Source organism: Patescibacteria group bacterium (assembly GCA_041675205.1).
GTDB lineage: Bacteria > Patescibacteriota > Patescibacteriia > GWA2-46-9 > GWA2-46-9 > JBAYUF01.
Genome location: JBAYUF010000001.1, coordinates 17,794 through 39,580, shown reverse-complemented (window position 1 = coordinate 39,580; position 21,787 = coordinate 17,794). Strand labels below are relative to the sequence as shown.

Below are 21,787 nucleotides of genomic sequence, written 5' to 3'. Positions count from 1 at the left end.
TCCTTATACCAGCTTGCTTTCTTATCAGAAAAAAATGCACGTTTTCTATGCTTGCAGTACGTACGCCGTAACCACGACGAATTAAAATTTACTACCTATTTTATAACACAAAAACGACAAAATCTGAAGTTAAAATTTTTATAAACCAAGTCTAGCAACGTATTGATGCAAATAAGGAATTCTCCACATCTCGCCTTGCCATGCTTTTACAATGGCAAGCACGTTAACAGCCAAAAGAAGAAGACTCCCAACGGGGAATAGTAGCCAACCAAGGAGTGGCACAATACCGATTACCCAAAGCATGAACCAGGCAAGCGCAACAACAATTCCTTGCTTAGCATGAAACTGTATAAAGGCACTTTCCGGACGCAACACCAAAGGAACGACAAAGAAAATCCAGAGGTACGACAAGACAGCCAACACTCTGTCTGCCTGGGCTGGGGCTACGTCGGTTATTTTTTCGCGTTGTTCACGCTTGGACGTCTTACTGGTCATAGAAGCATTATGCTATTAATTCGGGGATGAAAATGTTGCTTGCCGAACGTTTGATTGCGCTCGCACGAAAAGCCAGGCAATCATAAACCCATAGAGGCCAGTACGAACAGGTTCAGCGATCAAATTAAACGCTGTCCAAAGTTCTTGATACAAATACACTTTCCAAAGTGCCAAAAAAAGACCCGTCACCGCACCTGTCATTCCTATGGTAACGAAGAGCAGCATATCATCGTGCTCTCTGACGACAAGATTTTTCGTAACAACGTAAAAAAAGAAACTTAAGCCAAGCCAGTACGTCAGGTAGCCAATAATCGCCGGCACTGAAAAGTAATACCGAAAGCCATACTCAGCAGCACAGAGCACTACTATCAAAATAACCACAGGCGCGATGCGCGACCTTCCCAGATCTTGAATGATTATCTTTGGGACCCTTGGTACAAAACGCATAGAAAAAGTATAGCACGACACATAAACAAAAAATCCTCCGTGTGGGCGGAGGATTTTTTGGCACAAAACGGTGCGCGTTAGTACATGCCCATGTCCCCGCCAGGAATACCAGCCGGACTCGGTTTCTCACCTTTCTCTGGCTTGTCCGTGATAACCGCCTCAGTCGTCAACAAGGTGGCGGCAATCGAAGCAGCGTTTTCGAGAGCGGTACGAGTAACTTTCAAAGGATCAATGATGCCTTTTTTCATGAGATCGACGTACCCATCGGTCATTGGATTATACCCATACGTCGCCCCATGCTTCTTGTGCGCTTCGATAACGTTGTAAAGCACAATCGAGCCGTCGCGACCGGCGTTCGCAGCAATCTGTTTGATTGGCTCAAGGAGCGCTTTATCGATGATGGACACTGGGCGCTTCTCATTACCTTCTTTAAGATTCTTGAACTCGTTTGATGTCTGCGCCAACGCCACCCCACCACCAGGGACAATGCCTTCCTCTACCGCTGCTTTCGTAGCATTCAATGCGTCTTCAATCTTAAACTTTCGATCTTTCATTTCTGTCTCAGTCGCAGCGCCAACTTTAATGACCCCGACGCCACCAGCCAACTTGGCTAATCGTTCTTGCAACTTCTCCCGATCAAACTCATTGTCTGTGTTCTCTAGTTCCTTTCGGATTCTTGCGATGCGGTCTTTAATAGCTTGCTCGTCGCCACGACCTTCGACGAGATCGGTTTCTTCTTTCCGAGAGACAACCCGACGCGCTTGCCCAAGATCTTCGACTGTAGCGTTTTCTAGTTTCAAACCAATGTCTTCTGAGATGACTCGCCCACCAGTAAGCACCGCCATGTCTTCCAACATTTCTTTTCGACGATCGCCATAACCCGGCGCCTTAATGGCGAGGGTATTAAAGGTGCCTCGGATCTTGTTCACGACAAGCGTGGCAAGCGCTTCACCATCCACATCTTCAGCAATAATAACGAGTTCTTTTTTACCAGTTGCGGCCAACTTCTCGAGGAGTGGAAGAATTTCACTGAGCGCTGAAATCTTACGATCGGTAATGAGAATGTACGGGTCATGATATTCAGCCTCCATCCGGTCGGCGTTGGTCACCATATACGCTGATACATACCCACGATCGAATCGCATACCCTTTACGACTTCGTGATCCAACCCCATGGTCTGTGACTCTTCAACAGTAATGACGCCATCCTTACCAACTTCCTTCATTACCTTGGCAATCAGTGAACCAACCTCGGTGTCACCAGCGGAAATCGTCGCCACCTGGGCAATTTCTTCGTCAGTTGTGACGGGCTTCGACATGGCTTTCAGTTCTGCTATGACCTCACGAACTCGTTCATGAATCTCCCGCTGCAGGGTAACTGGATTGCCGCCAGCGGCAACTTGCTTAAAGCCCTCGCCAACCAGCGCTTGAATGAGTACGGTGGCGGTTGTCGTCCCGTCACCAGCGACGTCATTTGTCTTACTGGCAACTTCTTGAACAAGTGCCGCACCAACATTCTCAATCTTGTCTTCCAGTTCAATATCTTTGGCGATAGTAACGCCGTCATTCGTTATGGTTGGTGAACCAAACCCCTTATCGAGTACCACGTGTCGACCAGATGGACCGAGTGTTACCTTTACGGCGTTCGCGACTTTGTCGATTCCGCGCTTCAACCCCGCGCGAGCATCCTCTCTAAATTCTATTATTTTTGCCATAATTTAATGAATTGAGTTATGTTACGCGGCTACCACGGCGATGATGTCTGACTCACTGACCACCAAATACTCTTCACCATCAATCTTTACTTCGTCGGGGCTGTATTTCTTAAAAACAATTTTGTCGCCAACGTTGACAGTCATCGGTGCACGAGTACCGTTTTCTAAAAGCTTCCCTGGACCAACCGCCAGCACCTCACCTTGTTCTGGCTTTTCGCTTTTTGCGGTATCTGGCAAAACAATACCCGACTTGGTTACTTCTTCCTCCTTCGCTGGTTTCACTATTACGTGATCAGCTAATGGTTTTAGCTTCATAATGAATGATGTATTAATAACGATAGTTACGGCTGTCGGAAAACACCACAGGTATGTGGTGTCGTCGACCGTGATAGCACTCTACAAAAGCGAGTGCTAACGTGTCAAGATACCGTTTCCTTACTACTAAGACCCAGACCGACCAAAACTAAGAGCACAATACCGGCATGGAGCGACCATATATAATGGTCGAGCAACATAAGCGGAAGCAAGGTATACATCACCCCAGCACCAGTTGGTGTTAGGAGCAATTGCCGCAGCATTTCTCGTTTACGATAAAGGAGTAGCAAAACAGCCAGACTACCAATTGCTCCAACTTCTACAACAGCAAGTACGAGGACATTATGAACTGGTTCATAATCGTAGACCGCGCGACCTGGAAACGTTTGCATGAGTGCCGGAACGTAGTTGCCAACGCCAACGCCAAACAATGCATTGCTCATAAATAAAGTGTTCGCTTCTTTATATTGCGTTAAACGGCTAGCAACGGAATACGCTTCCAGTCGACCACTCGCCGTTAACCGACCCTGGAAAAGTCCTGGCACGCTCAGTACCCAAACCGTAATAGTGAGGCAGGCGATAAGAAAAAGCTTTCCGCTTAATACGCCACCACGAATTGGGTTCTGATGAATTTTTTTATTAAGAAACGATCCAACACCCACTACCGCGCCGAGCATTGCCGAGCGAGAAAACGACACAAGTAAACCGGTGATAAGGAGCACAAACGTCGCCAAGCTAAACGCGGCTGCAAGTGCAGTTTGTCGAACTATCGGCTGATGCCAAAGTTTTTTTTTCGATACCGTTTGACCAATGGTATTCCACCACGGTTGAAATTTTTCATACAACTGAAAGTAGTATGCGACTGTAAACACGAGCGTTAGGGCTAGGTACCCCCCAAGAATATTCGGGTGAGGAAATGGACCATACGCTCGCAAAAACCTTTCTTGCACTGTTTCAACAACTGCCGTACCAAGAATCGACGCCGACTGCGATGCGATGCCGAGAATACTACTGCCCGGAATTGTCTGGAGTAAAAATTGGCCAATGCCGAGAACCGCAGCGACGACGCCAGCGACACTGACCGTGACGAATATAAGATTTCTAGGCAAAATTCGAATGGCAAACCATGTGAAGAATCCGACAAGAAAAAAAGATACAAATTTTTGCACGGCAAGTATAGGGACGGGTGAAAGGAAAGTTCCGATAAAAAGAGCGATGAAGGCGATACCGAATAACCAACGTTCCTGCGCTGGTCTAGCAAACGAAAAAGTAGTTCGACGAAGCAGCAGTAGGCAACACACAAAGAGAAGTACATCGACCAGATAAATGCTGAGCGTCATGAATGACGAACCGACACCAAAAACGACAGGCGACAGCAGCCATACTGTCTGCCAAGGAAGTAACAGTACGGTAAGGACGGCGACAAGTTGTTGCATTTTTAGTTTCATAAAATCTAGTCAACACCGAGCGCCTGCCGCTCACTATGCCATTCATCTCGATACTGCGCACGGCGATCATGTGTATGGAACTTAAGTATATTATCCTCAATAACAACACCATGCGAATCATCTGGTACCGCTGTTCGTATCGACTCGGGAAGGTGATGTCGTTGCCACACACCTACTTTTTCGTTTAGCCACTGCACCAAACGACTCACGGGCCGCGTAACGCCAGCAGCCCTATAAAGAGCATGCGGCAATGTCGTATAACCACTTGCGTTCGGCAACAATTCTTTTACCCAATTATTCGCCAGCCAAAATCGAGACCAAATATCGCCTCGGCCGAACAGTGGGGTTATCTGAGCAACCCAAAACGTTAGGTATGGGTCCTCACTCGGTAGCGCCAGTTTCGACAAATTTAATTGCCGTGTTGTTGTCCAAAAACTAAAGCAGAGCGTATCGGCCGCATGTGTCGCCGTCGGACGAACCCCCATGAGTTTTGCAATACCGACCACAATGAACCTCGTCAACCACAATGCGTCTGGTTTAACAACGATAAAGAAATCAATATCACTTTCTTTCTTTGTGTTTTGATACCCCAAGGAATTACAAGCGGCAATTCCTTCGACCCATGGGAGGAATCCAATCCAACGAGCGGCCCGTCGGGCGCGTTCCAACTTCAGTTCTGCTATTCTGTAGCGCGCCAAACGTATCGCAGGCAAAGACTCATTACCCACGAGCGACACGAAAGCCCCCGCAACAGAAAAACGATCCGTGGCTGGATCATATAGTTCGGCCTCTACCTCAGAAAGTTCAGCCGGCGTTCGCCACAATAATTGCCACACTTCAGTACTGGTTGGCGCATAGTGGAATAGATGTAAGTACGATACCGTCTGCACGGCGGCACGAGCTATCTTGGTTTCGCCAATCATAGTTACTTGAGCAGGCGAACATCATCAATGCGACCGGCCAATTTACCGTACTCGATATTTGCTCGATCAATGGTCGCCTTCGCGTTCGTCACGTGCGTTGAGAGCACTCGAAGCTCGCTCCCGAATCGAACGGCATCCTGCTGAATCGCTCGCATTGTTTCCAAAATACGTTTTGCGTTCTCTTCCACTCGTTTTCCTTCTAAGCCAATCAAAATAACTTTCAAAAAATAGTAAAAGCTATTTGGTGAAACGAGAAAAACTCGTTTCTCATTAGCAAACGCATTTAGCTCTTCGTCGTCTCGAATAATTTCATAGTAAATAGCTTCGGAAGGAACGTACATAATGGCAAAGTCGGTCGTCCCTTCGGCCGGTAGAATATATTTACGGCTGATGTCTGAAATGTGTTTTTTTGTATCTTTTCTAAATTCACGTCGAAATGTTGCCGCCGCTACTTCTTCCTGCGCTCGTTGCATGCGTTGAAAATTTTCTAGAGGAAACTTTGAATCAAGCGGGATGAGTCCATTGGCTGTCTTCAAAATAGCATCGACCCGATCTCCTGTTTGAAACGTATGCTGCAACGCAAAATGAGCATTAGGAAAATATTGTACCAGCAGGTCGTTCATAACCTGCTCGCCAATATTGCCGCGTAACTTCGGTGATCGCAAAAAATCTTGCAGATCCTTCATTGAACGACCAATCTCTTTAACATGACCGAGCTCCTGGCCAACACCCGAAATAACCTCGGCCGCACGGTCCAGCCGGGTATTGAGCGCCCGAGTCGATTCATCGATACGCATCTGCATGCCTTGCACATTTTGATTTAACAGCATCATAGCTGGGTCAGCGACGTTGTTCTGTGTTTGCACAAGCGAACGTAATCGACGATCAAGCAGGAGCCCGATGATGGCGAGAACGACGACAATGATTAGGAGTGCGAGGCGTGGGTCCATAGTCAGGACAGTGTAGCATCAGCGTATAGGACCGAACAGTTTTCATTGACCCTCAATTCTCGCCAATGTAAACTGCAGAAATAGTATGAGCCGCAACTTTAAAGCGTTCGGCGTGCGATTTCTGCTCTTGGCCACCAAGAGCCTTGTTTATTTTCGTCGTCGCAGTAGTAGTTTTTTCCTCTTACCCGCTTTTTCCAGGATTGCCGAAGGCCTCCTTTTGAGCTTCCTAACCGTCGTCACCCCAATCTATGGTTGGTATCGTCGCTTACGACGTGGTGTTGAACGAGTATTACTCACAGCCCCTTCGCGCTGGCTTCGTCCATTTTCACACCGCTACCTACTCCATGCTTTACTGCTGCTCATTGCCGTTACTGCAGTAAATAGTAATCTTCGTTTCTCTTCTGCTAACGCCGCTGAGTATGGTGAAGGACGGATTATACTCGACATTGTGGGAACAGATAGTGGTGAAGAATTAAACAGTATCCCTGCGCTGCCAGAAAGCTTACTTGCAGAACTAGAAACAGACGGCGACGACACAAACGAAACATCAGCCCGAACATTCACTAGCCCAACTGGCGAAGCCATCTTTCAACCATATATCGTTGGCACCGAAGAAAGCGTTGCCACCCGTACGCACATAGAAAAGTACACCGTCGCTGATGGCGATACGCTGGCAGGCATTGCCGCGAAATTTAGATTAAAATTAACCACCCTACTCTACACAAACTCTCTAACCGCTCGTTCTCTCATTCGACCCGGCCAAACAATTACAATTCTACCCGTCGATGGTCTTTCACACACCGTTCTAAAAGGAGAGACGGTGGCGGGCATTGCTAAAAAATACAGCGTAACTGAACAGGCGGTACTTTCTTTCAATAACATTACCAGCACCAGTACCGTGCGCCCGGGTGACCAACTCATTATTCCCGGGGGCACACCACCCGCAGCCGTTGTGGTACGTCGACCAACAACACGAGCAACAACGTCCGGCACTGTTCCCGCTCGTGCGCCGAGTGACGACGGTGCTGACCTCCTCTGGCCAACTGTCGACCATCACATCAACCAATACTTCGGTTACCGTCATACCGGCGTCGATATTAAGGGGAAGCTCGGCGTTCCTATTTATGCAGCAGAAAGTGGCGTTGTCATTGAATCACGTTGGGCAGGAGCGTACGGGAACATGGTGCTCATTCGTCACGACAACGGACTCGTTACGCGCTACGGACACGCCACGAAGAATCTCGTGAAAGCCGGCGAACGTGTTGATCGTGGGCAAACTATTGCACTCATGGGCTCAACCGGTCGTTCTACTGGCCCGCACCTACACTTTGAAGTAATTTCTCGAGGTAAACGAGTGAACCCTCTTGGGTATACTCGCTAGTGCGTTCGTTACCTACAACCGACGAAGCTGCGGTTGCACCGCTAAGGCAACGGCGAGAGCGTCAGCAGCATCATCTGAGGTAATTGGCAGTTGCAATTTTAGAATGCGTTGCACCATACGCTGAACTTGTGATTTGTTGGCAGCACCATTACCGGTCAGCGCCTGTTTTACCTGATTTGGAGTAACCTCTACAACGAGCAGCGAGGCGGCAGCGGCCGTTGCTAAAACGACGCCACGAGCTGCTGCCACATTGATAACTGTCGACACATTCTTTCTGGCGGTTAATGTTTCTATCGCAAGTACCCGCGGCTGATACTGATTAATTAAGTGTAAACAATGCTGTTGAATCATAAGTAACCGTTCGGGCACACTACTGTGCATGTCGGTTTCAAGACAGCCAAAGATCTGACAACTGGGCGCACTACTTGTCCCTGCAATAACGGCGTACCCCAAACGTCCATAGCCAGGGTCTATGCCAAGAATTGTGTTGTTACGCTGTTGCGACACAGTAGACATTTACAATATCGTCATGCTCGTCCAGGGTGGTGAGTAATGAAAGTAACTGCTCTCCTGTTTTACCGGTTGGGAACTCAGTTGGTATCTTTGGCAGGTAGGTCAACGTTGCCTCAGTAACGGTCCATCCTGCTAAGCGTGCTCGGTCAGCAAGCGCCACCAAACCTTCGACTGTTGTTAGTAATAGAATTGCCTCGTCTTCTAGCATGAGGTCGTCCGCCCCAAGGTCGATTAAGGCCAGCTCATCAATAAGGGCTTCGGGTCGCGACAACGTAACCATGCCATAACGCGAAAACATCCAGGCCGTGCTGCCGGGGTTACCTAGGGTACTTGAGTGCTTTGAAAAAATATTTTTTACTTCAGCAACTGTTCTATTTCTGTTGTCGGTTAACGCTTCAATAAACAGTGCCGTGCTACCTGGTCCAAAACCTTCATAGGTAATCGATTCGACATGCATGCCGGCGAGTGCACCGGTGCCGCGATGAATGGCACGTTCAATATTATCTTTTGGCATACTCGACGCACGGGCAGTTTCAACTGCCAAGCGTAATCGAGTATTCGCAGCTAAATCACCACCGCCTTCCTTAGCAGCAACAGTGATGGCGTGTGATAATTTTGTAAATTGTATGCCTCGCTTCGCATCCACCACCGCTTTTTGACGCCTGGTTGTCGCCCATTTCGAATGACCGGACATACTGACCTACACAAAAGCGAATGAGAATGCGTAAAGAAACGTGGTCAGCCAAACCGACCCCAGCGAGAGAAGAAAACAAAGAATAACGGGTGCGCTCGGAACAATAACAATCGGCATATACGTAGCACTTATTTATATTTGCGAGTATACCACACAGTAAAAAATGGAGCATTGCAAAAATTAAGGAGTGTTGCGGAATACATAAATTTTCTATACAGTACCAACTCATTATGGCAACACTAAACTCACAACAATTAACAAAGGGCCTACTGACGCTCGACATTCTCATTCCCGTTGACGAATTACCATCACACTTCGAACGCGCTGCCAGAGAGCTGCAGCAAAGTCGTCCTCTAGCCGGCTTCCGACCTGGTAAGGCATCAGTGGAACAAGTTCGCCATGCGTACGGTGAAATGGCACTCTTGGAGCGAGCAGTTCGTTTTGCAGTACCCATTTCGTATGCGGCTATTGTCGCCGCAGAACATCTACAAACGATTGGCGAACCTGACATACAGGTAACGAAGCTTATACCAGGACAGCCAATTATTTTCTCAGCGACGGTTGCTGTTCTCCCGCCAGTGACGCTTGGCGACTACCACGCTGTTCGGGTGCCCGAAACGGATGCGTCGGTGACTGATGAAGAAGTAGACAAAGTCATTGAAGATCTGCGAGAAATGCGCGCCACAGAAAAAATCGTCGACCGAGCGGCGAAGGATGGCGACATCGTTACCGTCTCGTTAACTATTTCCAAAGATGGCGTTCCACTTGAGGGTGGCAGCGCTAAGGATCACCGTGTTGAATTAGGCAAACCGTACCTCATTGATGGCTTTACCCAAGAGCTGGTTGGTCTCAAGGCAACTGAAAAGAAAGCATTTTCACTCCCTTTCCCAAAAGACCACTTTGATAAAAACCTCGCTGGCCAAATCGTCACTTATGACGTCGCCATAACGACCGTCATTGAACGGGTCAAAGCACCAATTGATGACGCTTTCGTAAAATCTTTGGGCAATTTCGGAACCATTGCCGCATTACGTGACCAACTGCGAATGAATCTTGGTGAAATGAAAACTACCGAAGAAACAACCCGACGAGAACGAGCGATAATCGAAGCGATTAGTACAAAAACAACTTTTGGTGATATTCCGGATGTGCTCGTTGAAGCAGAATTACAAAAAATATTATTTCGTGCCAAAGAACGCGCCGCTTCCCAGGGTATTGAGTGGTCAAATTATCTAGAACACCTGAACACAAACGTTGAGGCGCTCAAAAAAACGTGGCTACCCGAAGCGGAGATACGAGTCAAAGCCGCTTTAATTGTCCGAGCTGTTGCTGACACTGAACACATTACCGTCAGTGAGGAAGAAATCTCGGCTGAGCGAAATACTATTCTTGAGCACTATAAAAATGAGGATGAAGCACACCTACGAGAAGAGGTTCAAAATCCTGAATACGATAGCCACTTGAAGCACCTCATTCTCACCCGCAAAGTAATGAGCTTTCTGTCGATACTGGCCAGCGGAAAAACATAATACGTATGTACCTGGGCGCGCACGTTTCCGCGGCTGGCAATGTCGGGCTTGCGCCTGCTCGAGCGGCCGCTTGGGGGTGCGAAGTAATGCAAATTTTTTCTCGCCCGCCGCAAGGTGGCCCAGCACCAAAAATTACAACAGAACTAGCTGCGAGCTTTCGGAAGGCAATGAAGGAAAACAACATTCGTGCCGCCTACATTCACAGCCCTTACTTCATCAACTTCGCTTCACCCCTACCGCGCATTGCGAATGGTTCGTCAGCAATTATTCGTGAAGAATTAGAGCGCGCCAGCTTGCTTGGGTGCGTGGGTGTTGTAACGCATCTTGGTTCAGCGAAAGCGGTTGGCGAAGCTGCTGGTGTAGCAATGACTATCGCTGGTATAAAAAAATTACTGACTGGTTATACGGGTACGGCTCAGCTACTCCTCGAGCTTTCCGCCGGCTCTGGTGCAACTATTGGCGACACCTTCGAGGAGCTAAGAGATATTATCCATGCTGTTGAAGCGGCACATCCAACACTCCGACTTGGCGTATGCCTGGACACGCAACACGCCTTTGCTTCAGGATACGATGTACGCACCACTGCCGGTATTACTAAAACCTTGCGACTGTGTGCGGCAACCATTGGTAAGGGGCGTATTAAACTTTTACACCTCAACGACTCTAAAACAGATTTTGCTTCGCACGTCGATCGACACGAAAATATTGGCCAAGGGAAACTTGGCCGCCTTGCCTTTGCGGCATTACTAAAAACTCCGAGTCTTCGCACCATTCCTGGTGTTCTTGAAACGCCGAGAGATGAAAAGGGAACAGAAGTTATTCGCGAACTCAAACTCTTAAAAAAAATGCGTGATTCGGCATAGACGAAGCGCATTTTTTATGCTATACTGAGACAAGTAAAGAAACGTAGATTGTTCAATTCCACATTTCATTTTTCGCTCTCAGGCCCTGTTCACGCACTAGCACGAACGGGGCGTCTTCATCTCTCACTCGTCTCAGTTAGTTTTTGTGAACTCTATGAAAAAAATAGTAATACGTTTGTTGGTTCTCTTGCTACTGTCACCAGGTGTATTTTCGTACGCAAATATCGCCACTGCTGCTCCAACGATACAATACGCAGGTGAGCGTACCTTAGTGTCAGCAGTACCAACGACATTGAAACAAGGTGAGCCGCTGACGTATCGAATTGGTTTTAAAAATGCGGGAAAATCTGTCTGGTACAGCACTGGAAAAAGTAACGTCACAATCAAAACAACTGAGACTATTAAGTACGAGCACTGGTTCACGAGCGATAAATGGCTCGACCGCCTCACGGTTACGGCGCTAACCCCTGGTACAGTTGCCCCGGGTGAAATTGGTTTTTTCAACTTACCACTCGAAGCACCACTGCGAGCGGCAAAATTTACTATGTACTTTGCGGTATTCACGGGTGCAGAAAAGATTCCTGGTACCGAATTTAGTATTTCTACGACCGTTACCGGAGAAAAATTTATTCCGGGCAAAACGAAAGTTTCAACCACCACTCCCACCCCCGCACCAGCCATACTTCCGATAACGAGCGCGGCGAACACGAACACCACAGCTCAAAGAAGCGCTTCACTAAAAGCGACCGTCCTCATTCGATCCGCACAATCACTAACGCTTGCGGCCGGGGAAAGTAGTGACTTCACTATCGGTTTTAAAAATACCGGCGAGAGAAGTTGGAGAAATACTGCACCCAGTCTTGTTCAGCTCATGTTCGACCCGGCTTCAACTAGCGGGACGACATTTCGTGCGCCATCATGGTTAAGTGACACCATTGTCGGCACGCAAGCAACCAGCCTTGTAAACGTTGGTGAAATTAGTTTCATTACCTTTCGAATCACGGCCCCACAAACAGGTGGGCAGTACCAACCAGAGTTCTACCTTGCCATGAACGGAACCACACTACTGGATGGTGGGCGTTTCCGTATTCCTGTCGGTGTCGCTAGCCCAGCACCAACCGCACTACCAGCAACAACTCCTACGAACTCCGCAGCAAGTATTGTTTGCATTGCTGCTGATGAAGTGCAAGACCCAGGGGTTGGACCAGGATTTTGTCAGCCGAAACACGAGGAGGCAACTATGCGTGTTGGTATCGAAAAACTTGACGGACAACTTGGTGTCACGGCGAATGTTGATTACATCGTCGAAGACAATGGTGGTACCAGCTATGGCAGATTCACGGCCGGAATACCAACCTACTTCTCTTACAGCCCAGCGGACCGCACGTACGTGGCCATTGGGCTAGGTCCAGTGGTGCGTTCACCATTACCACTTCGTATCCGTGGTGCCGATACCGCAGCTATCATAACGCTACCTACATTTAAAAATCCTGTTGCTTACAATGCTGGCTGGAATGATAATTCCTACCGTGGCGTCATTGAAATTCGTTGGTCTGAGAAGGATGAGAAGGTCTGGATTATCAATGAACTACCCATGGAAGATTACCTTAAGGGTCTCGCCGAAAGTTCAAATGCATCCCAACCCGAGTATCAAAAGGCGCTCATTGTAGCAGCGAGAAGCTACGCACTCTACCACCACGACACTGGCACGAAACATCGTTCCCGTTACTTCGATGTCGTTGCGTCTGTTGGTGATCAGTACTACCGAGGATACGAATCGGAAAAACGTATACCAAAAGTTGCAGAAGCAGTCGCCGCTACTCGTGGCCAGGTTGTCACCTACCAAAACAACGTCGTCGTTACACCATACTCAGCCAGTACCAGTGGCATGACTAAATCATGGGAAGATGTTTGGGGTGGAAGTGCGAAACCGTGGCTCACCCGGAAAGCAGTGCCATGGGATGCAAACCGTCAAAAGTTCGGCCATGCGGTCGGCCTCTCACAACTTGCCGCAAATGATATGGCAAAAGAAGGCTGGAAATATATCGACATCCTAAAATTTTTCTACGTGAATACTGAAGTGGCGCAGTGGTATAAATAAAGACGTACGCAGTACGCACGACTGGGACTTCCCGTACAGCCCCATAGTGTTATCGAGCCTCTATCCCCGTATAGCGTACTGCGTAAGGCGTAAACCTACGGCGTATGCCGTATAGCTACAGAAGTCGCTGCTGTAGGTCAGGTGGCGGCGGAAGGTTGAGATGCCTGTAGGCAAGTTCAGTAGCAACACGACCGCGAGGGGTGCGCTGCAAAAAACCCATTTGCATCAAGAACGGTTCATAGACATCCTCAATGGTGGCGACCTCTTCGGCTGTGGCCGCTGCTAATGTTGTAACCCCCACCGGACCACCAGAAAATATTTCAATAATTGCTCGAAGAATTCTTCGGTCAACGTCGTCCAGTCCATAGCGGTCGACGTCGAGCATCTGCCACGTTACTTCTGTTATTGGCACTGTGATGCTGCCGGTACCACGCACCTCGGCGACGTCGCGCACGCGTTTTAATAAACGATTTGCGATGCGGGGCGTGCGGCGTGAACGCTCGGCAATTGCTGTTACCGCTAAGTCGTCAGTGGCCACATTCAAAAGCCGGGCAGAACGACCAACTATGCGTTCGATGTCACCGAGTTCGTAAAAATTAAGTCGGTACGTAGCTCCAAACCGGTCACGTAAGGGCGCAGACAATAAACTAACCTTCGTCGTAGCCCCAACAATGGTGAACTTTGGTAAATCTAATCGTAGCGTACGCGCACTTGGCCCTTTCCCGAGGACAACGTCCAATGCAAATTCCTCCATGGCTGGATACAGCACCTCCTCAATGGTTTTATTTAGTCGATGTATTTCATCAATAAAAAGAATGTCTCCGGCTTCAAGATTCGTCAGAATGGCAGCCAAGTCACCCGCTTTGGTAAGCGCCGGACCCGAGGTTACTCGAATGCCTGCCGACATTTCTCGGGCAATAATGTGGGCGAGCGTTGTCTTCCCCAAACCGGGAGAACCGTACAAAAGAATGTGCTCAACCGGCTCATGCCGCTTCTTGGCCGCCTCCATAAGTACCGCTAGATTATCTTTGACCTTTTCTTGCCCAATATAATCCTTCAGCTCGCGAGGTCGCAGCGTCTTATCTAAAGATTCATCTTCATTGTGTTCTTCTGGGGCTACTTGGCGTTCTTCCATAGACTAATTCATGCAGTGAAGAGCGTAGCATGCTGAACTTCGCCGAGCAATAAAACAAAGACGGACCCCGATGGGTCCGTCTTTGCAAGACTGAAAGTCTTTTACTCGGCTGCCGCTTCGTCTGCTGAGTCAGCACCAGCTTCGGTTACTTCCTCAGTAGCAGGCTCGACTGCGTTCTCGTCTCCTGTCGTCTCGTCACCATCTGAATACATCATGGCTTTATCGCTATAATGAATAAGTAAACAAAAACCACGAACTGCCGTGGTTCAAGTACACTACTACCGTAGTGTCACTGTGTCAACTGTTAAGAACGAAAAAAGTACCACTGAAAAGTAACCCAATTATCGCTTTACAAGCTCGTCAAAAGTGAGCCGCGTATAGTCAGCAACCTGTATACCATTCAATGCGTATACTTGGTTCGCCGAAAAAATATTCTTGTCTTTAGGGTCAAGACCAAGTTCATGAATGGCACCGTCGACTGCTTCCCAACTCTTCCCTTCAATTTCTAAATACGTAGCAATAGCGGGATAGGTATCGATATCAAATTCTATATCGCCCTTGCGCCACCGAATGCGCCGATTCTCAACGTAGTGCTTCTCTATAAAGCCGAGACGCAAAAGTATGTTATGCATTTCCGCAAAATCATTTACCACTACCTCAAGCTCTTCCATACCTTCATCTTGAGTGGAGCCATCACTCGCTTTGACACCAATGCGTTTTTTGAAGGTAAGAGTAACTTGATTGCCTTCGTCGCGAAGCCGCAACCATGAGGCTTCTTTATCAAGTCGCCAATCTGGATAATCAAACACGCTGCGCCGATAAAAGAATTCACCAACCTTTTCTGCCCCAATTCCTGCCAGTTTCTCTTGAATGGCCTCGGGGTCAATATTGAGAAATTTCACTTCGTATTCCATAACATCAGTATAGCAAAACATAAAAACTCACATTTTCAGTACTCTATTTCGATGCTAGGATACTCTTACTATGCTTCAACGACGACCAGAAACTTATCCAGAAATAAATCAACAAACCACTCAAAGACAGGAAGAAGAGGCTTCTCCTAGAAGAATGGAGGACACGGCTGGCGTAGACGAGCTCGAAGTTAACTATGCAGTAGAGATACAGCACAATATTGAAGAGTCAATAAATAGTGAACGAAAAGAGAAAAAACTTCCGCCTGTCCATTTTGAGGTGTTTCTTCTTACCCATATCAATGCGGTAGACTTACACGGTGTTCAAGACCGATTCAATGAAGCCGACCTATTTGTAGTTGAGAATGCTGGATGGACACCCAGCCTGAAGAGCTTGTGGCGAAATGTGTCTCTGGCGCGTATTACACCCGAACAAGCATTGTCGGAGCTGCGTTCAACAATGGGAAACGATGACGAAACTCCTTTTGAAGAATTCTTTCTTGAATTATTCAAAATAATCTACGGTTCAAATAAGCCTATTGTATTTGCCGACTATCCATACGACGACCCGCACCTGTGGGAGCTCCATGACAACATAATGGATGCATCGACTTGCAGTCCAACGAGCGAAGTGCCTTTTGATAAAAAAATTGTTGAAGCAATGGCCCACTTAAAAACCCTTGCTGACCTGCAACAACGTCGTGAAGACTATATGCTCAGCCACCTTGAGGAGGCAATCGAAGATGCCACTATTGACCGTCCAGACTTAAAGGAAAAACCTTCACTCCGAGGGCTAATAACCATTGGTTCGCTCCACACGGGTATCTTTCACGCACTCAAACGGAAAGACCAAGACACGAAACAGACGCACACCGGAATGCCAACAATTTATAGCTATGATGACGAAGTCGTACGTCGCTTTTTATTTCATAAGAGTGTCAGCAAAGAACTTGTTGCTTCAGCGCTACTTGAAACCATGCTGAGCCATCTTATTCGAACAGCTATACTGGACGCAACAAACGAAAATCTTTTTATTGTTCCCTACGTACGAAAGGTTGCTGAACAGTTTACGTATCAAGAAATTGAAGACATCTTTCAAAGAAACTCTGAAGATGCTATTGATCGAGTATTCTTTTACTTAGAACAAAAAGCCATTTCACAACCAGAAAGTTTAGACGATATTAAACAATTTCTTCATGTTCAACCGAGATACTCAATTAGAAATGGTTCTAAAGAATGAAGTCGTATTGCTCAGTTGCCTTTTGCAGTATCCGCCTTTTCAACTAAAATCGTCTTTTCTTTTTTAATGCCCCACTGCCACCGCGGTTTCTCTCCTGTCTTATAACCAATGAGGATGAGCAACAAAACGAGAATGACAGTCTGTAGAATAAAGTTGATAAATGTATCGCTTGCCGAACGTAAATCAGAATCAATTCTGTACGCATTAAAAATAATGAGTCCCGTGAACACCAGTATGGTTAGCCACCCCTGCCACTTCGCAGGCGTCCAACCCCAGCCGTAAAGCTTCGCTTTGAACCAATATCCCTGCGGATTATCTTTCAAATAAGCTTTGTACTCTTTCAGCATACTGGCTTTTGTTAATCTGAATTTTTTATACTGTACGTTTCTGCTTACCGACGACTGACTGTTTTACCTAATGCTGTTTTCGTTACGGTATGTTGCCATCTGTTCATTATACTCATCACGATATGGAATGCCCCGCAACATGAAGAACAGCCCAGCAATCCCCAATATTGAAGCTGTAAACGTAAGCATGAATCCGCTCGTCGCAAAAACAAAAAATACCAGTGACGCAAGAAATAAAAAGAACATACCAGTCGCCAACAAGAAAGACCGACGACGTACAAGTTCATTGGTTTTTGTTTTGAAACCGAGTACTGCAAAGGTAATAATGAAGGTCAGTGATCCAAACGCTGCCACGATTCCATTCATCACGCGAAGCCACTGTGGTGTTGCTGGATGCCAATAGACGTATGGAGGAACCAACTCTTGAATTGAAGGCGGGTGAGAAAACAGCAGACCAGTAACATACACCAGGCCACACGTTACGATAACAATCGAGGCTAATATTCCTATATTTTTTTTATTGAGTGCAAAACAGGCAATCTGAATGCCAATCATCGCACCAACGAGAACGCCCAAGTCTGCCAGCGACTGAAAAAACATTATGAGCGTAAGATTATTTGTGACAAGACCGGGAGTAGCATACAGCAACCATAAAATGGTTAATGTAGCGTAGAATGCTATAAAATAACGGACACCCGCAGTTGGATAGTTTTCGCTCGCTCGTAATCGATAGCGAATATAGAGTCGCAACGTAAGAAATGCTGAAAGGATGCCATTTATTAAGTTGGCGATGGCAATAATTGGAATCATAAAGTAAGCATACACAAAATCGTGCTTTTAATCAGTACAGCCACAAATTAAAATATTAAAATAATGACCCCTCGTGGGGGTCACTTTTAATGTAGGCTGGCTAAGCATCGAGCACAGAACCTCATTCTTAATAGAGGTCCTGCCCCTGCCCGACTAAATGATGCGTGCGCTTAATCCTACTCAACTCACTTCAATAACTTCCGGGTCAGAAGTAAAAAACTTTACTTCATACTCCATGCAAATAATTTTGTTATGGGTACTTACCAGCTGCCACTGGCTCCGCCGCCGCCTGAACTCCCTCCGCCAAAACCACCAAAGCTTGAGCCTGAACCACCACGACCACCACCAGTCCACCACGGCAAGGATTCACCTCGCCCTTTTTTCTTATACGTACTTGAAACAACGTAATCAAGCAGTAAACCCAAAGGAACGAGGAAAAGTAAGGCGAAGAGACCCCAATAGAGCCAACCGAGAAAGAAACCGATGAGTGCCCCGAGTAAGCCCCCAACGATACCGCCCCCCAGCCACGACTTTGAACGCGCTAAAATTGCAGCTAACCACTGCAAAAGAACGAAGCCAAAAAAGAAGAGGACTTCTCCATACTGCACAATATCTTGCCAAAGCGTGGTCGGCTTTACCTGGGTCTGGTATTCACCAATCGTCGCTGCCATGATGTCGTCCGTCGCACGGTTGATACCGTCTGCGTAGAGTTCATTCCGAAATGCTGGCACGATGTCGTTTTGAATGATGTCATTAGCCTGAATATCCGTCAGTGCGCCTTCTAGGCCGTAGCCAACCTCAATACGCACCTGGCGATCATCGCGACTAACGAGGAGCAGCACGCCGTTATCGTTCTTACTGTCGCCAATGCCCCACTCTTCAAAAAGCCTAACAGCGAAATTTTCAATGGTATCACCCGCTAGTGACGGGACACTAACGACTGCTATCTGATTACTCGTCTCGCCATCAAAATCAGAAAGTTTCTTTTCGAGTGCAGATTTTTCTGCTTCCGAAAGTAAACCTGCAAAATCATTCACGTATCCAGTAGCAGCACCGGGAGAGGTGTAGCCGAACGTTACGAATGGTATCGCTAGGAAACTAGCGACCAGCAAGACTATGCGGGCGCGCATAAATAGTCGCGACCGATTTTCAGCAACTAGTTAGTGAAGTCAACCTTAGGGGCAACCTCAGCGCCCGTCTCAGACTCGAATAGATTCCGTTCAGAAAATCCGAACAACCCGGCTAAAATATTTGTGGGGAATCGGCGAACAAGTAAATTAAAGGTGCCAGTTGTTTCATTGTAACGCCCACGTTCAGTAGAAATACGATTCTCGGTTCCTTCCAGTTGAACCATTAAATTCTTTACCGTTTCCGTGGAAGTAAGTAGCGGATAACTTTCTACAATCACGAGGAGGCGCGCTAATGTTGATTCTAATTGATTTGCAGCCTGCACTTTATCGTCTACTGAAGTAGCGCCAGAATAACGAGTTCGGGCCTCAGCGATATCACCGAAAATAGTTTGCTCTTGAATCTGCGCACCTTTAACTGATTCAACAAGGTTCGGGATAAGATCGAACCGACGTTGCAGCTGGGTTTCAACCTGTGACCAAGCCACATCGACGCCGTTATTGCCAGAAACGAGTCGGTTATAAGAACTAACGAAATAGAGGCCAACGATGGCAACTACCGCCACGACAATTAAAAGTGCTTTTTTCATAAACAAATGTAAAGAATTATGTGGTAAGTGTGACGGAATACTAAAGAAAGCTCAAGAAGTAAAAAACAACGACCCCTTGAGAGGGTCTTGTTTTTAATTTGGGTCGCCCGGTGACGCCAGAAAAACTTTGCTTTCGTTAATGAAGAGAACGTATCAGAACTATTTTCTAAGATAGGCAAGAGCGAGGAATCCCGCACAACCGGAAAAAATAGCGCCAAGCAAGAAAACAGAGGAGAAACCATAGGCGCTTACCAAGAAAGAGCCTAGAAGTATTCCGGTGGCATTAAACATGCCCACAAAGAAATGTGAGTTTGCCCAATAGCTTCCGGATTTTTTCTTAGGCGTTGAGCGGTCGTAAAGCGACTCCCAGGCCGGATCGCCGATAGCGTTGGCAAAGCCGAGTATGACTTGGAGAAAAAAGAGTTGAAAAGTGTTTTCGACAAAAATATAACCAATGAACACCGCCGCTTCGAGAAAATAATCTCCTACAATGAAAAATTTCTCGTGGTAACGATCGAGCAGTTTGCCAATTGGATATTCTAGCGCTGAAGTAACAAAAATAAAAATAGCCGCAGCAATCCCTGCGTCCGTAATATCGCCGCCAAGATTTGTGCTGTAGATTGCAAAGATTGGGAAAAATAAACCGGCTCCAAAAGACCAAACACTTTCAGCAGCAAGCAATGTTCCAACAATTTTATTTTGTAAAATCTGCATACGACTTTGGTATTATATCATGAAACGATGGTTGACCCGATCGTTAACAAGGCACAAAGAAAAAAGTGACTGCCGCAAGGGCACTCACTTTTTTCTGGTGGGTCGCCCGGGAATCGAACCCGGAACCTTATCCTTAAGAGGGATCTGCTCTAACCAATTGAGCTAGCGACCCATGTAGCAAATTGCAAATAGCCTATAGCAAATGGCTAGGAAAGAAAAGTTTTCGGCGAGTGAAAAAATTATGAGTACGTCGGCCGTAGAACTTCTGTTCGCTGACGCACGGAATAATTTTTGAACGCCCTTTGCTGAGGGAAAGGAATATTAAGGAAAAACGGGAGGTTTTCCTTAAAGGTCTCTGCGCCCGGAGAGATTCGAACTCCCGACCCCTAGGTTCGAAGCCTAGTGCTCTATCCAGCTGAGCTACGAGCGCATATGGTCGTGGTGCATACCACGAGTAGCGAACACTATACCGTGAAGCCCACCACTATGTCGAGTCTACTTAATAACGTCTGGGTCAGACAGGTACCGCTTAGCAACCGCCGCTTCTACTACCCCCTCAGAAACAAGTCGTGCCAGGTCAGCGTCCATAGTTTGCATACCACCAGCCCGGCCAGTTTGCATGGCGGTATTAAGTTGTGAAACTTTATTATCACGAATGAGTGTCGCAACGGCTGGCGTGGTTAACATGATTTCTCGTGCCGCTACTCGCCCCCCGTCCTTTTTAGGAAGCAGGCGTTGCGAAATAACACCCTTCAAAACCATCGACACCTGCATACGAACCTGCTCTTGCTGATGCGGTGGGAACACGTCGATAATGCGGTCGATTGTTTGAGCGGCGCTGTAGGTGTGCAATGTCGCGAGCACCAAATGCCCTGTTTCCGCAACGGTTAAAGCTGCGGCAATAGTTTCCAGATCACGCATTTCACCAACCATGATGACATTGGGATCTTGGCGAAGCACGTGCTTCAAACCCTCGGCAAAACTAAGCATATCTACGCCGAGCTCTCGCTGCTTCACAATGCTTTTCTTTGGTGTAAACACGAATTCAATTGGGTCTTCAAGCGTCACGATATTATTTGCCCGTTCCGTATTACGTAGTTCTACCATTGCGGCGAGCGCTGTTGATTTCCCTTGTCCAGTTGGACCAGTCACCAGCACCAAACCTTGCTCTTCTCGGGCCAGATCAAAAAGCACTGACGGCATTCCAAGCGCCTCCATTGAAGGTATCTCAGACGGAATAGCCCGAGCCACGAGGCCAATGTTTCCTTTTTCGAAATGAATATTTACTCGGAAGCGACCGACACCAACGACTGAATAACCAAAATCTAATTCCCGCTCCGTTGTAAACCGCTGCTTCGCCGCACTCGTTATCATTCCGTACACTAACGTTTCAACATCTTTCTGGGTAAGCACCTTCTCGTCTAGTGAAACTAGTTCGCCATCAATGCGGAGCATAGCAGAAACACCAACCGCCAAATGAAGGTCAGATGCTTTTCGTTCAACGGTTGATTTTAGAAATGCATCAATAGCTGCCATGGA

At 47.2% G+C, this 21,787-nt stretch carries 22 protein-coding genes and 2 tRNA genes; 5 read left to right on the top strand and 19 right to left on the bottom strand.

Features of this window, described 5'->3' with window-relative positions:
- Positions 1 to 138: 138 nt before the first annotated feature.
- The 7 genes from WC052_00230 to WC052_00200 all read right to left on the bottom strand — a co-directional run bounded on the left by WC052_00230 (position 139) and on the right by WC052_00200 (position 6,293).
- On the bottom strand, positions 139 to 495 hold the full coding sequence (locus WC052_00230; GenBank protein MFA7286086.1) for a DUF4870 domain-containing protein: 357 nt from the start codon (positions 493 to 495) through the stop codon (positions 139 to 141).
- A 15-nt stretch (positions 496 to 510) separates the two neighbouring features.
- Positions 511 to 942, bottom strand: a complete 432-nt coding sequence (locus WC052_00225; protein ID MFA7286085.1) for a hypothetical protein — start codon at positions 940 to 942, stop codon at positions 511 to 513.
- Between the two features lie 77 nt (positions 943 to 1,019).
- Positions 1,020 to 2,657, bottom strand: coding sequence for a chaperonin GroEL (gene groL / locus WC052_00220; GenBank protein MFA7286084.1), 1,638 nt, complete (start codon positions 2,655 to 2,657; stop codon positions 1,020 to 1,022).
- 21 nt (positions 2,658 to 2,678) lie between these two features.
- The gene (groES, locus tag WC052_00215) at positions 2,679 to 2,972 is read right to left on the bottom strand and encodes a co-chaperone GroES (protein ID MFA7286083.1); all 294 of its coding nucleotides are present in this window, start codon (positions 2,970 to 2,972) and stop codon (positions 2,679 to 2,681) included.
- A 104-nt stretch (positions 2,973 to 3,076) separates the two neighbouring features.
- Positions 3,077 to 4,420, bottom strand: coding sequence for an O-antigen ligase family protein (locus WC052_00210; GenBank protein ID MFA7286082.1), 1,344 nt, complete (start codon positions 4,418 to 4,420; stop codon positions 3,077 to 3,079).
- A gap of 5 nt (positions 4,421 to 4,425) precedes the next feature.
- Positions 4,426 to 5,343, bottom strand: a complete 918-nt coding sequence (locus WC052_00205; protein MFA7286081.1) for a hypothetical protein — start codon at positions 5,341 to 5,343, stop codon at positions 4,426 to 4,428.
- Between the two features lie 2 nt (positions 5,344 to 5,345).
- Positions 5,346 to 6,293 (bottom strand): DNA recombination protein RmuC, encoded by a 948-nt coding sequence (locus tag WC052_00200; GenBank protein MFA7286080.1) that lies wholly within the window; start codon positions 6,291 to 6,293, stop codon positions 5,346 to 5,348.
- Between the two features lie 85 nt (positions 6,294 to 6,378).
- Between WC052_00200 and WC052_00195 the strand changes: the two genes are divergently transcribed.
- Positions 6,379 to 7,674 carry a peptidoglycan DD-metalloendopeptidase family protein gene (locus WC052_00195; protein ID MFA7286079.1) on the top strand — a complete coding sequence of 432 codons (1,296 nt, stop codon included), beginning with the start codon at positions 6,379 to 6,381 and terminating at the stop codon, positions 7,672 to 7,674.
- 12 nt (positions 7,675 to 7,686) lie between these two features.
- Here the strand turns inward: WC052_00195 and ruvC are convergent, their stop codons facing one another.
- Both ruvC and WC052_00185 read right to left on the bottom strand, forming a co-directional pair.
- Complete coding sequence (gene ruvC, locus WC052_00190; GenBank protein MFA7286078.1) at positions 7,687 to 8,190, bottom strand: crossover junction endodeoxyribonuclease RuvC; 504 nt, start codon at positions 8,188 to 8,190, stop codon at positions 7,687 to 7,689.
- On the bottom strand, positions 8,165 to 8,881 hold the full coding sequence (locus WC052_00185; protein ID MFA7286077.1) for a YebC/PmpR family DNA-binding transcriptional regulator: 717 nt from the start codon (positions 8,879 to 8,881) through the stop codon (positions 8,165 to 8,167). Before WC052_00185 ends, ruvC begins: the two co-directional genes overlap by 26 nt.
- Positions 8,882 to 9,111: 230 nt before the next feature.
- Between WC052_00185 and tig the strand changes: the two genes are divergently transcribed.
- From tig to WC052_00170, 3 genes are all read left to right on the top strand, one after another.
- Positions 9,112 to 10,410, top strand: a complete 1,299-nt coding sequence (tig, locus tag WC052_00180) for a trigger factor (protein ID MFA7286076.1) — start codon at positions 9,112 to 9,114, stop codon at positions 10,408 to 10,410.
- Between the two features lie 5 nt (positions 10,411 to 10,415).
- The gene (locus WC052_00175) at positions 10,416 to 11,273 is read left to right on the top strand and encodes a deoxyribonuclease IV (GenBank protein MFA7286075.1); all 858 of its coding nucleotides are present in this window, start codon (positions 10,416 to 10,418) and stop codon (positions 11,271 to 11,273) included.
- Between the two features lie 154 nt (positions 11,274 to 11,427).
- Positions 11,428 to 13,374, top strand: coding sequence for a SpoIID/LytB domain-containing protein (locus WC052_00170; protein MFA7286074.1), 1,947 nt, complete (start codon positions 11,428 to 11,430; stop codon positions 13,372 to 13,374).
- A gap of 115 nt (positions 13,375 to 13,489) precedes the next feature.
- Here WC052_00170 and ruvB read toward each other — a convergent pair whose 3' ends face one another.
- Positions 13,490 to 14,509: a Holliday junction branch migration DNA helicase RuvB gene (gene ruvB / locus WC052_00165; GenBank protein ID MFA7286073.1), complete on the bottom strand. Its 1,020-nt coding sequence runs from the start codon at positions 14,507 to 14,509 to the stop codon at positions 13,490 to 13,492.
- 341 nt (positions 14,510 to 14,850) lie between these two features.
- Positions 14,851 to 15,423, bottom strand: coding sequence for a class IV adenylate cyclase (locus tag WC052_00160; protein MFA7286072.1), 573 nt, complete (start codon positions 15,421 to 15,423; stop codon positions 14,851 to 14,853).
- Between the two features lie 70 nt (positions 15,424 to 15,493).
- On the opposite strand from WC052_00160, the gene WC052_00155 reads away from it, so the two are divergent.
- Positions 15,494 to 16,660, top strand: a complete 1,167-nt coding sequence (locus tag WC052_00155; protein MFA7286071.1) for a hypothetical protein — start codon at positions 15,494 to 15,496, stop codon at positions 16,658 to 16,660.
- An 11-nt stretch (positions 16,661 to 16,671) separates the two neighbouring features.
- On the opposite strand, the gene WC052_00150 is transcribed toward WC052_00155, so the two are convergent.
- From WC052_00150 to WC052_00115, 8 genes are all read right to left on the bottom strand, one after another.
- Positions 16,672 to 17,007 (bottom strand): hypothetical protein, encoded by a 336-nt coding sequence (locus WC052_00150; protein ID MFA7286070.1) that lies wholly within the window; start codon positions 17,005 to 17,007, stop codon positions 16,672 to 16,674.
- 63 nt (positions 17,008 to 17,070) lie between these two features.
- Positions 17,071 to 17,817: a hypothetical protein gene (locus WC052_00145; protein ID MFA7286069.1), complete on the bottom strand. Its 747-nt coding sequence runs from the start codon at positions 17,815 to 17,817 to the stop codon at positions 17,071 to 17,073.
- Positions 17,818 to 18,077: 260 nt separating this feature from the next.
- Positions 18,078 to 18,947: a TPM domain-containing protein gene (locus WC052_00140; protein ID MFA7286068.1), complete on the bottom strand. Its 870-nt coding sequence runs from the start codon at positions 18,945 to 18,947 to the stop codon at positions 18,078 to 18,080.
- Positions 18,948 to 18,973: 26 nt separating this feature from the next.
- A complete protein-coding gene (locus WC052_00135) occupies positions 18,974 to 19,534 on the bottom strand; it encodes a LemA family protein (GenBank protein MFA7286067.1) in 561 nt (186 codons plus the stop codon).
- Between the two features lie 159 nt (positions 19,535 to 19,693).
- Complete coding sequence (locus tag WC052_00130; protein ID MFA7286066.1) at positions 19,694 to 20,248, bottom strand: MFS transporter; 555 nt, start codon at positions 20,246 to 20,248, stop codon at positions 19,694 to 19,696.
- Positions 20,249 to 20,343: 95 nt separating this feature from the next.
- A tRNA-Lys gene (locus tag WC052_00125) sits at positions 20,344 to 20,420 on the bottom strand.
- 184 nt (positions 20,421 to 20,604) lie between these two features.
- Positions 20,605 to 20,678: transfer RNA gene (locus WC052_00120), tRNA-Arg, on the bottom strand.
- Between the two features lie 65 nt (positions 20,679 to 20,743).
- Complete coding sequence (locus WC052_00115; GenBank protein MFA7286065.1) at positions 20,744 to 21,784, bottom strand: type IV pilus twitching motility protein PilT; 1,041 nt, start codon at positions 21,782 to 21,784, stop codon at positions 20,744 to 20,746.
- Positions 21,785 to 21,787: the final 3 nt, after the last annotated feature.

Excerpts from the sequence above, each read along its gene's own strand:
- WC052_00115 (MFA7286065.1), bottom strand. The coding sequence starts at position 21,784 with ATGGCAGCTATTGATGCATTTCTAAAATCAACCGTTGAACGAAAAGCA.
- WC052_00185 (MFA7286077.1), bottom strand. The coding sequence starts at position 8,881 with ATGTCCGGTCATTCGAAATGGGCGACAACCAGGCGTCAAAAAGCGGTG.
- WC052_00195 (MFA7286079.1), top strand. The coding sequence starts at position 6,379 with ATGAGCCGCAACTTTAAAGCGTTCGGCGTGCGATTTCTGCTCTTGGCC.
- WC052_00175 (MFA7286075.1), top strand. The coding sequence starts at position 10,416 with ATGTACCTGGGCGCGCACGTTTCCGCGGCTGGCAATGTCGGGCTTGCG.
- groL (MFA7286084.1), bottom strand. The coding sequence starts at position 2,657 with ATGGCAAAAATAATAGAATTTAGAGAGGATGCTCGCGCGGGGTTGAAG.
- WC052_00160 (MFA7286072.1), bottom strand. The coding sequence starts at position 15,423 with ATGGAATACGAAGTGAAATTTCTCAATATTGACCCCGAGGCCATTCAA.
- WC052_00150 (MFA7286070.1), bottom strand. The coding sequence starts at position 17,007 with ATGCTGAAAGAGTACAAAGCTTATTTGAAAGATAATCCGCAGGGATAT.
- WC052_00210 (MFA7286082.1), bottom strand. The coding sequence starts at position 4,420 with ATGAAACTAAAAATGCAACAACTTGTCGCCGTCCTTACCGTACTGTTA.
- WC052_00230 (MFA7286086.1), bottom strand. The coding sequence starts at position 495 with ATGACCAGTAAGACGTCCAAGCGTGAACAACGCGAAAAAATAACCGAC.
- WC052_00130 (MFA7286066.1), bottom strand. The coding sequence starts at position 20,248 with ATGCAGATTTTACAAAATAAAATTGTTGGAACATTGCTTGCTGCTGAA.
- WC052_00170 (MFA7286074.1), top strand. The coding sequence starts at position 11,428 with ATGAAAAAAATAGTAATACGTTTGTTGGTTCTCTTGCTACTGTCACCA.
- WC052_00200 (MFA7286080.1), bottom strand. The coding sequence starts at position 6,293 with ATGGACCCACGCCTCGCACTCCTAATCATTGTCGTCGTTCTCGCCATC.
- WC052_00205 (MFA7286081.1), bottom strand. The coding sequence starts at position 5,343 with ATGATTGGCGAAACCAAGATAGCTCGTGCCGCCGTGCAGACGGTATCG.
- WC052_00145 (MFA7286069.1), bottom strand. The coding sequence starts at position 17,817 with ATGATTCCAATTATTGCCATCGCCAACTTAATAAATGGCATCCTTTCA.
- WC052_00225 (MFA7286085.1), bottom strand. The coding sequence starts at position 942 with ATGCGTTTTGTACCAAGGGTCCCAAAGATAATCATTCAAGATCTGGGA.
- WC052_00135 (MFA7286067.1), bottom strand. The coding sequence starts at position 19,534 with ATGAAAAAAGCACTTTTAATTGTCGTGGCGGTAGTTGCCATCGTTGGC.
- WC052_00140 (MFA7286068.1), bottom strand. The coding sequence starts at position 18,947 with ATGCGCGCCCGCATAGTCTTGCTGGTCGCTAGTTTCCTAGCGATACCA.
- WC052_00155 (MFA7286071.1), top strand. The coding sequence starts at position 15,494 with ATGCTTCAACGACGACCAGAAACTTATCCAGAAATAAATCAACAAACC.
- ruvC (MFA7286078.1), bottom strand. The coding sequence starts at position 8,190 with ATGTCTACTGTGTCGCAACAGCGTAACAACACAATTCTTGGCATAGAC.
- ruvB (MFA7286073.1), bottom strand. The coding sequence starts at position 14,509 with ATGGAAGAACGCCAAGTAGCCCCAGAAGAACACAATGAAGATGAATCT.
- tig (MFA7286076.1), top strand. The coding sequence starts at position 9,112 with ATGGCAACACTAAACTCACAACAATTAACAAAGGGCCTACTGACGCTC.
- groES (MFA7286083.1), bottom strand. The coding sequence starts at position 2,972 with ATGAAGCTAAAACCATTAGCTGATCACGTAATAGTGAAACCAGCGAAG.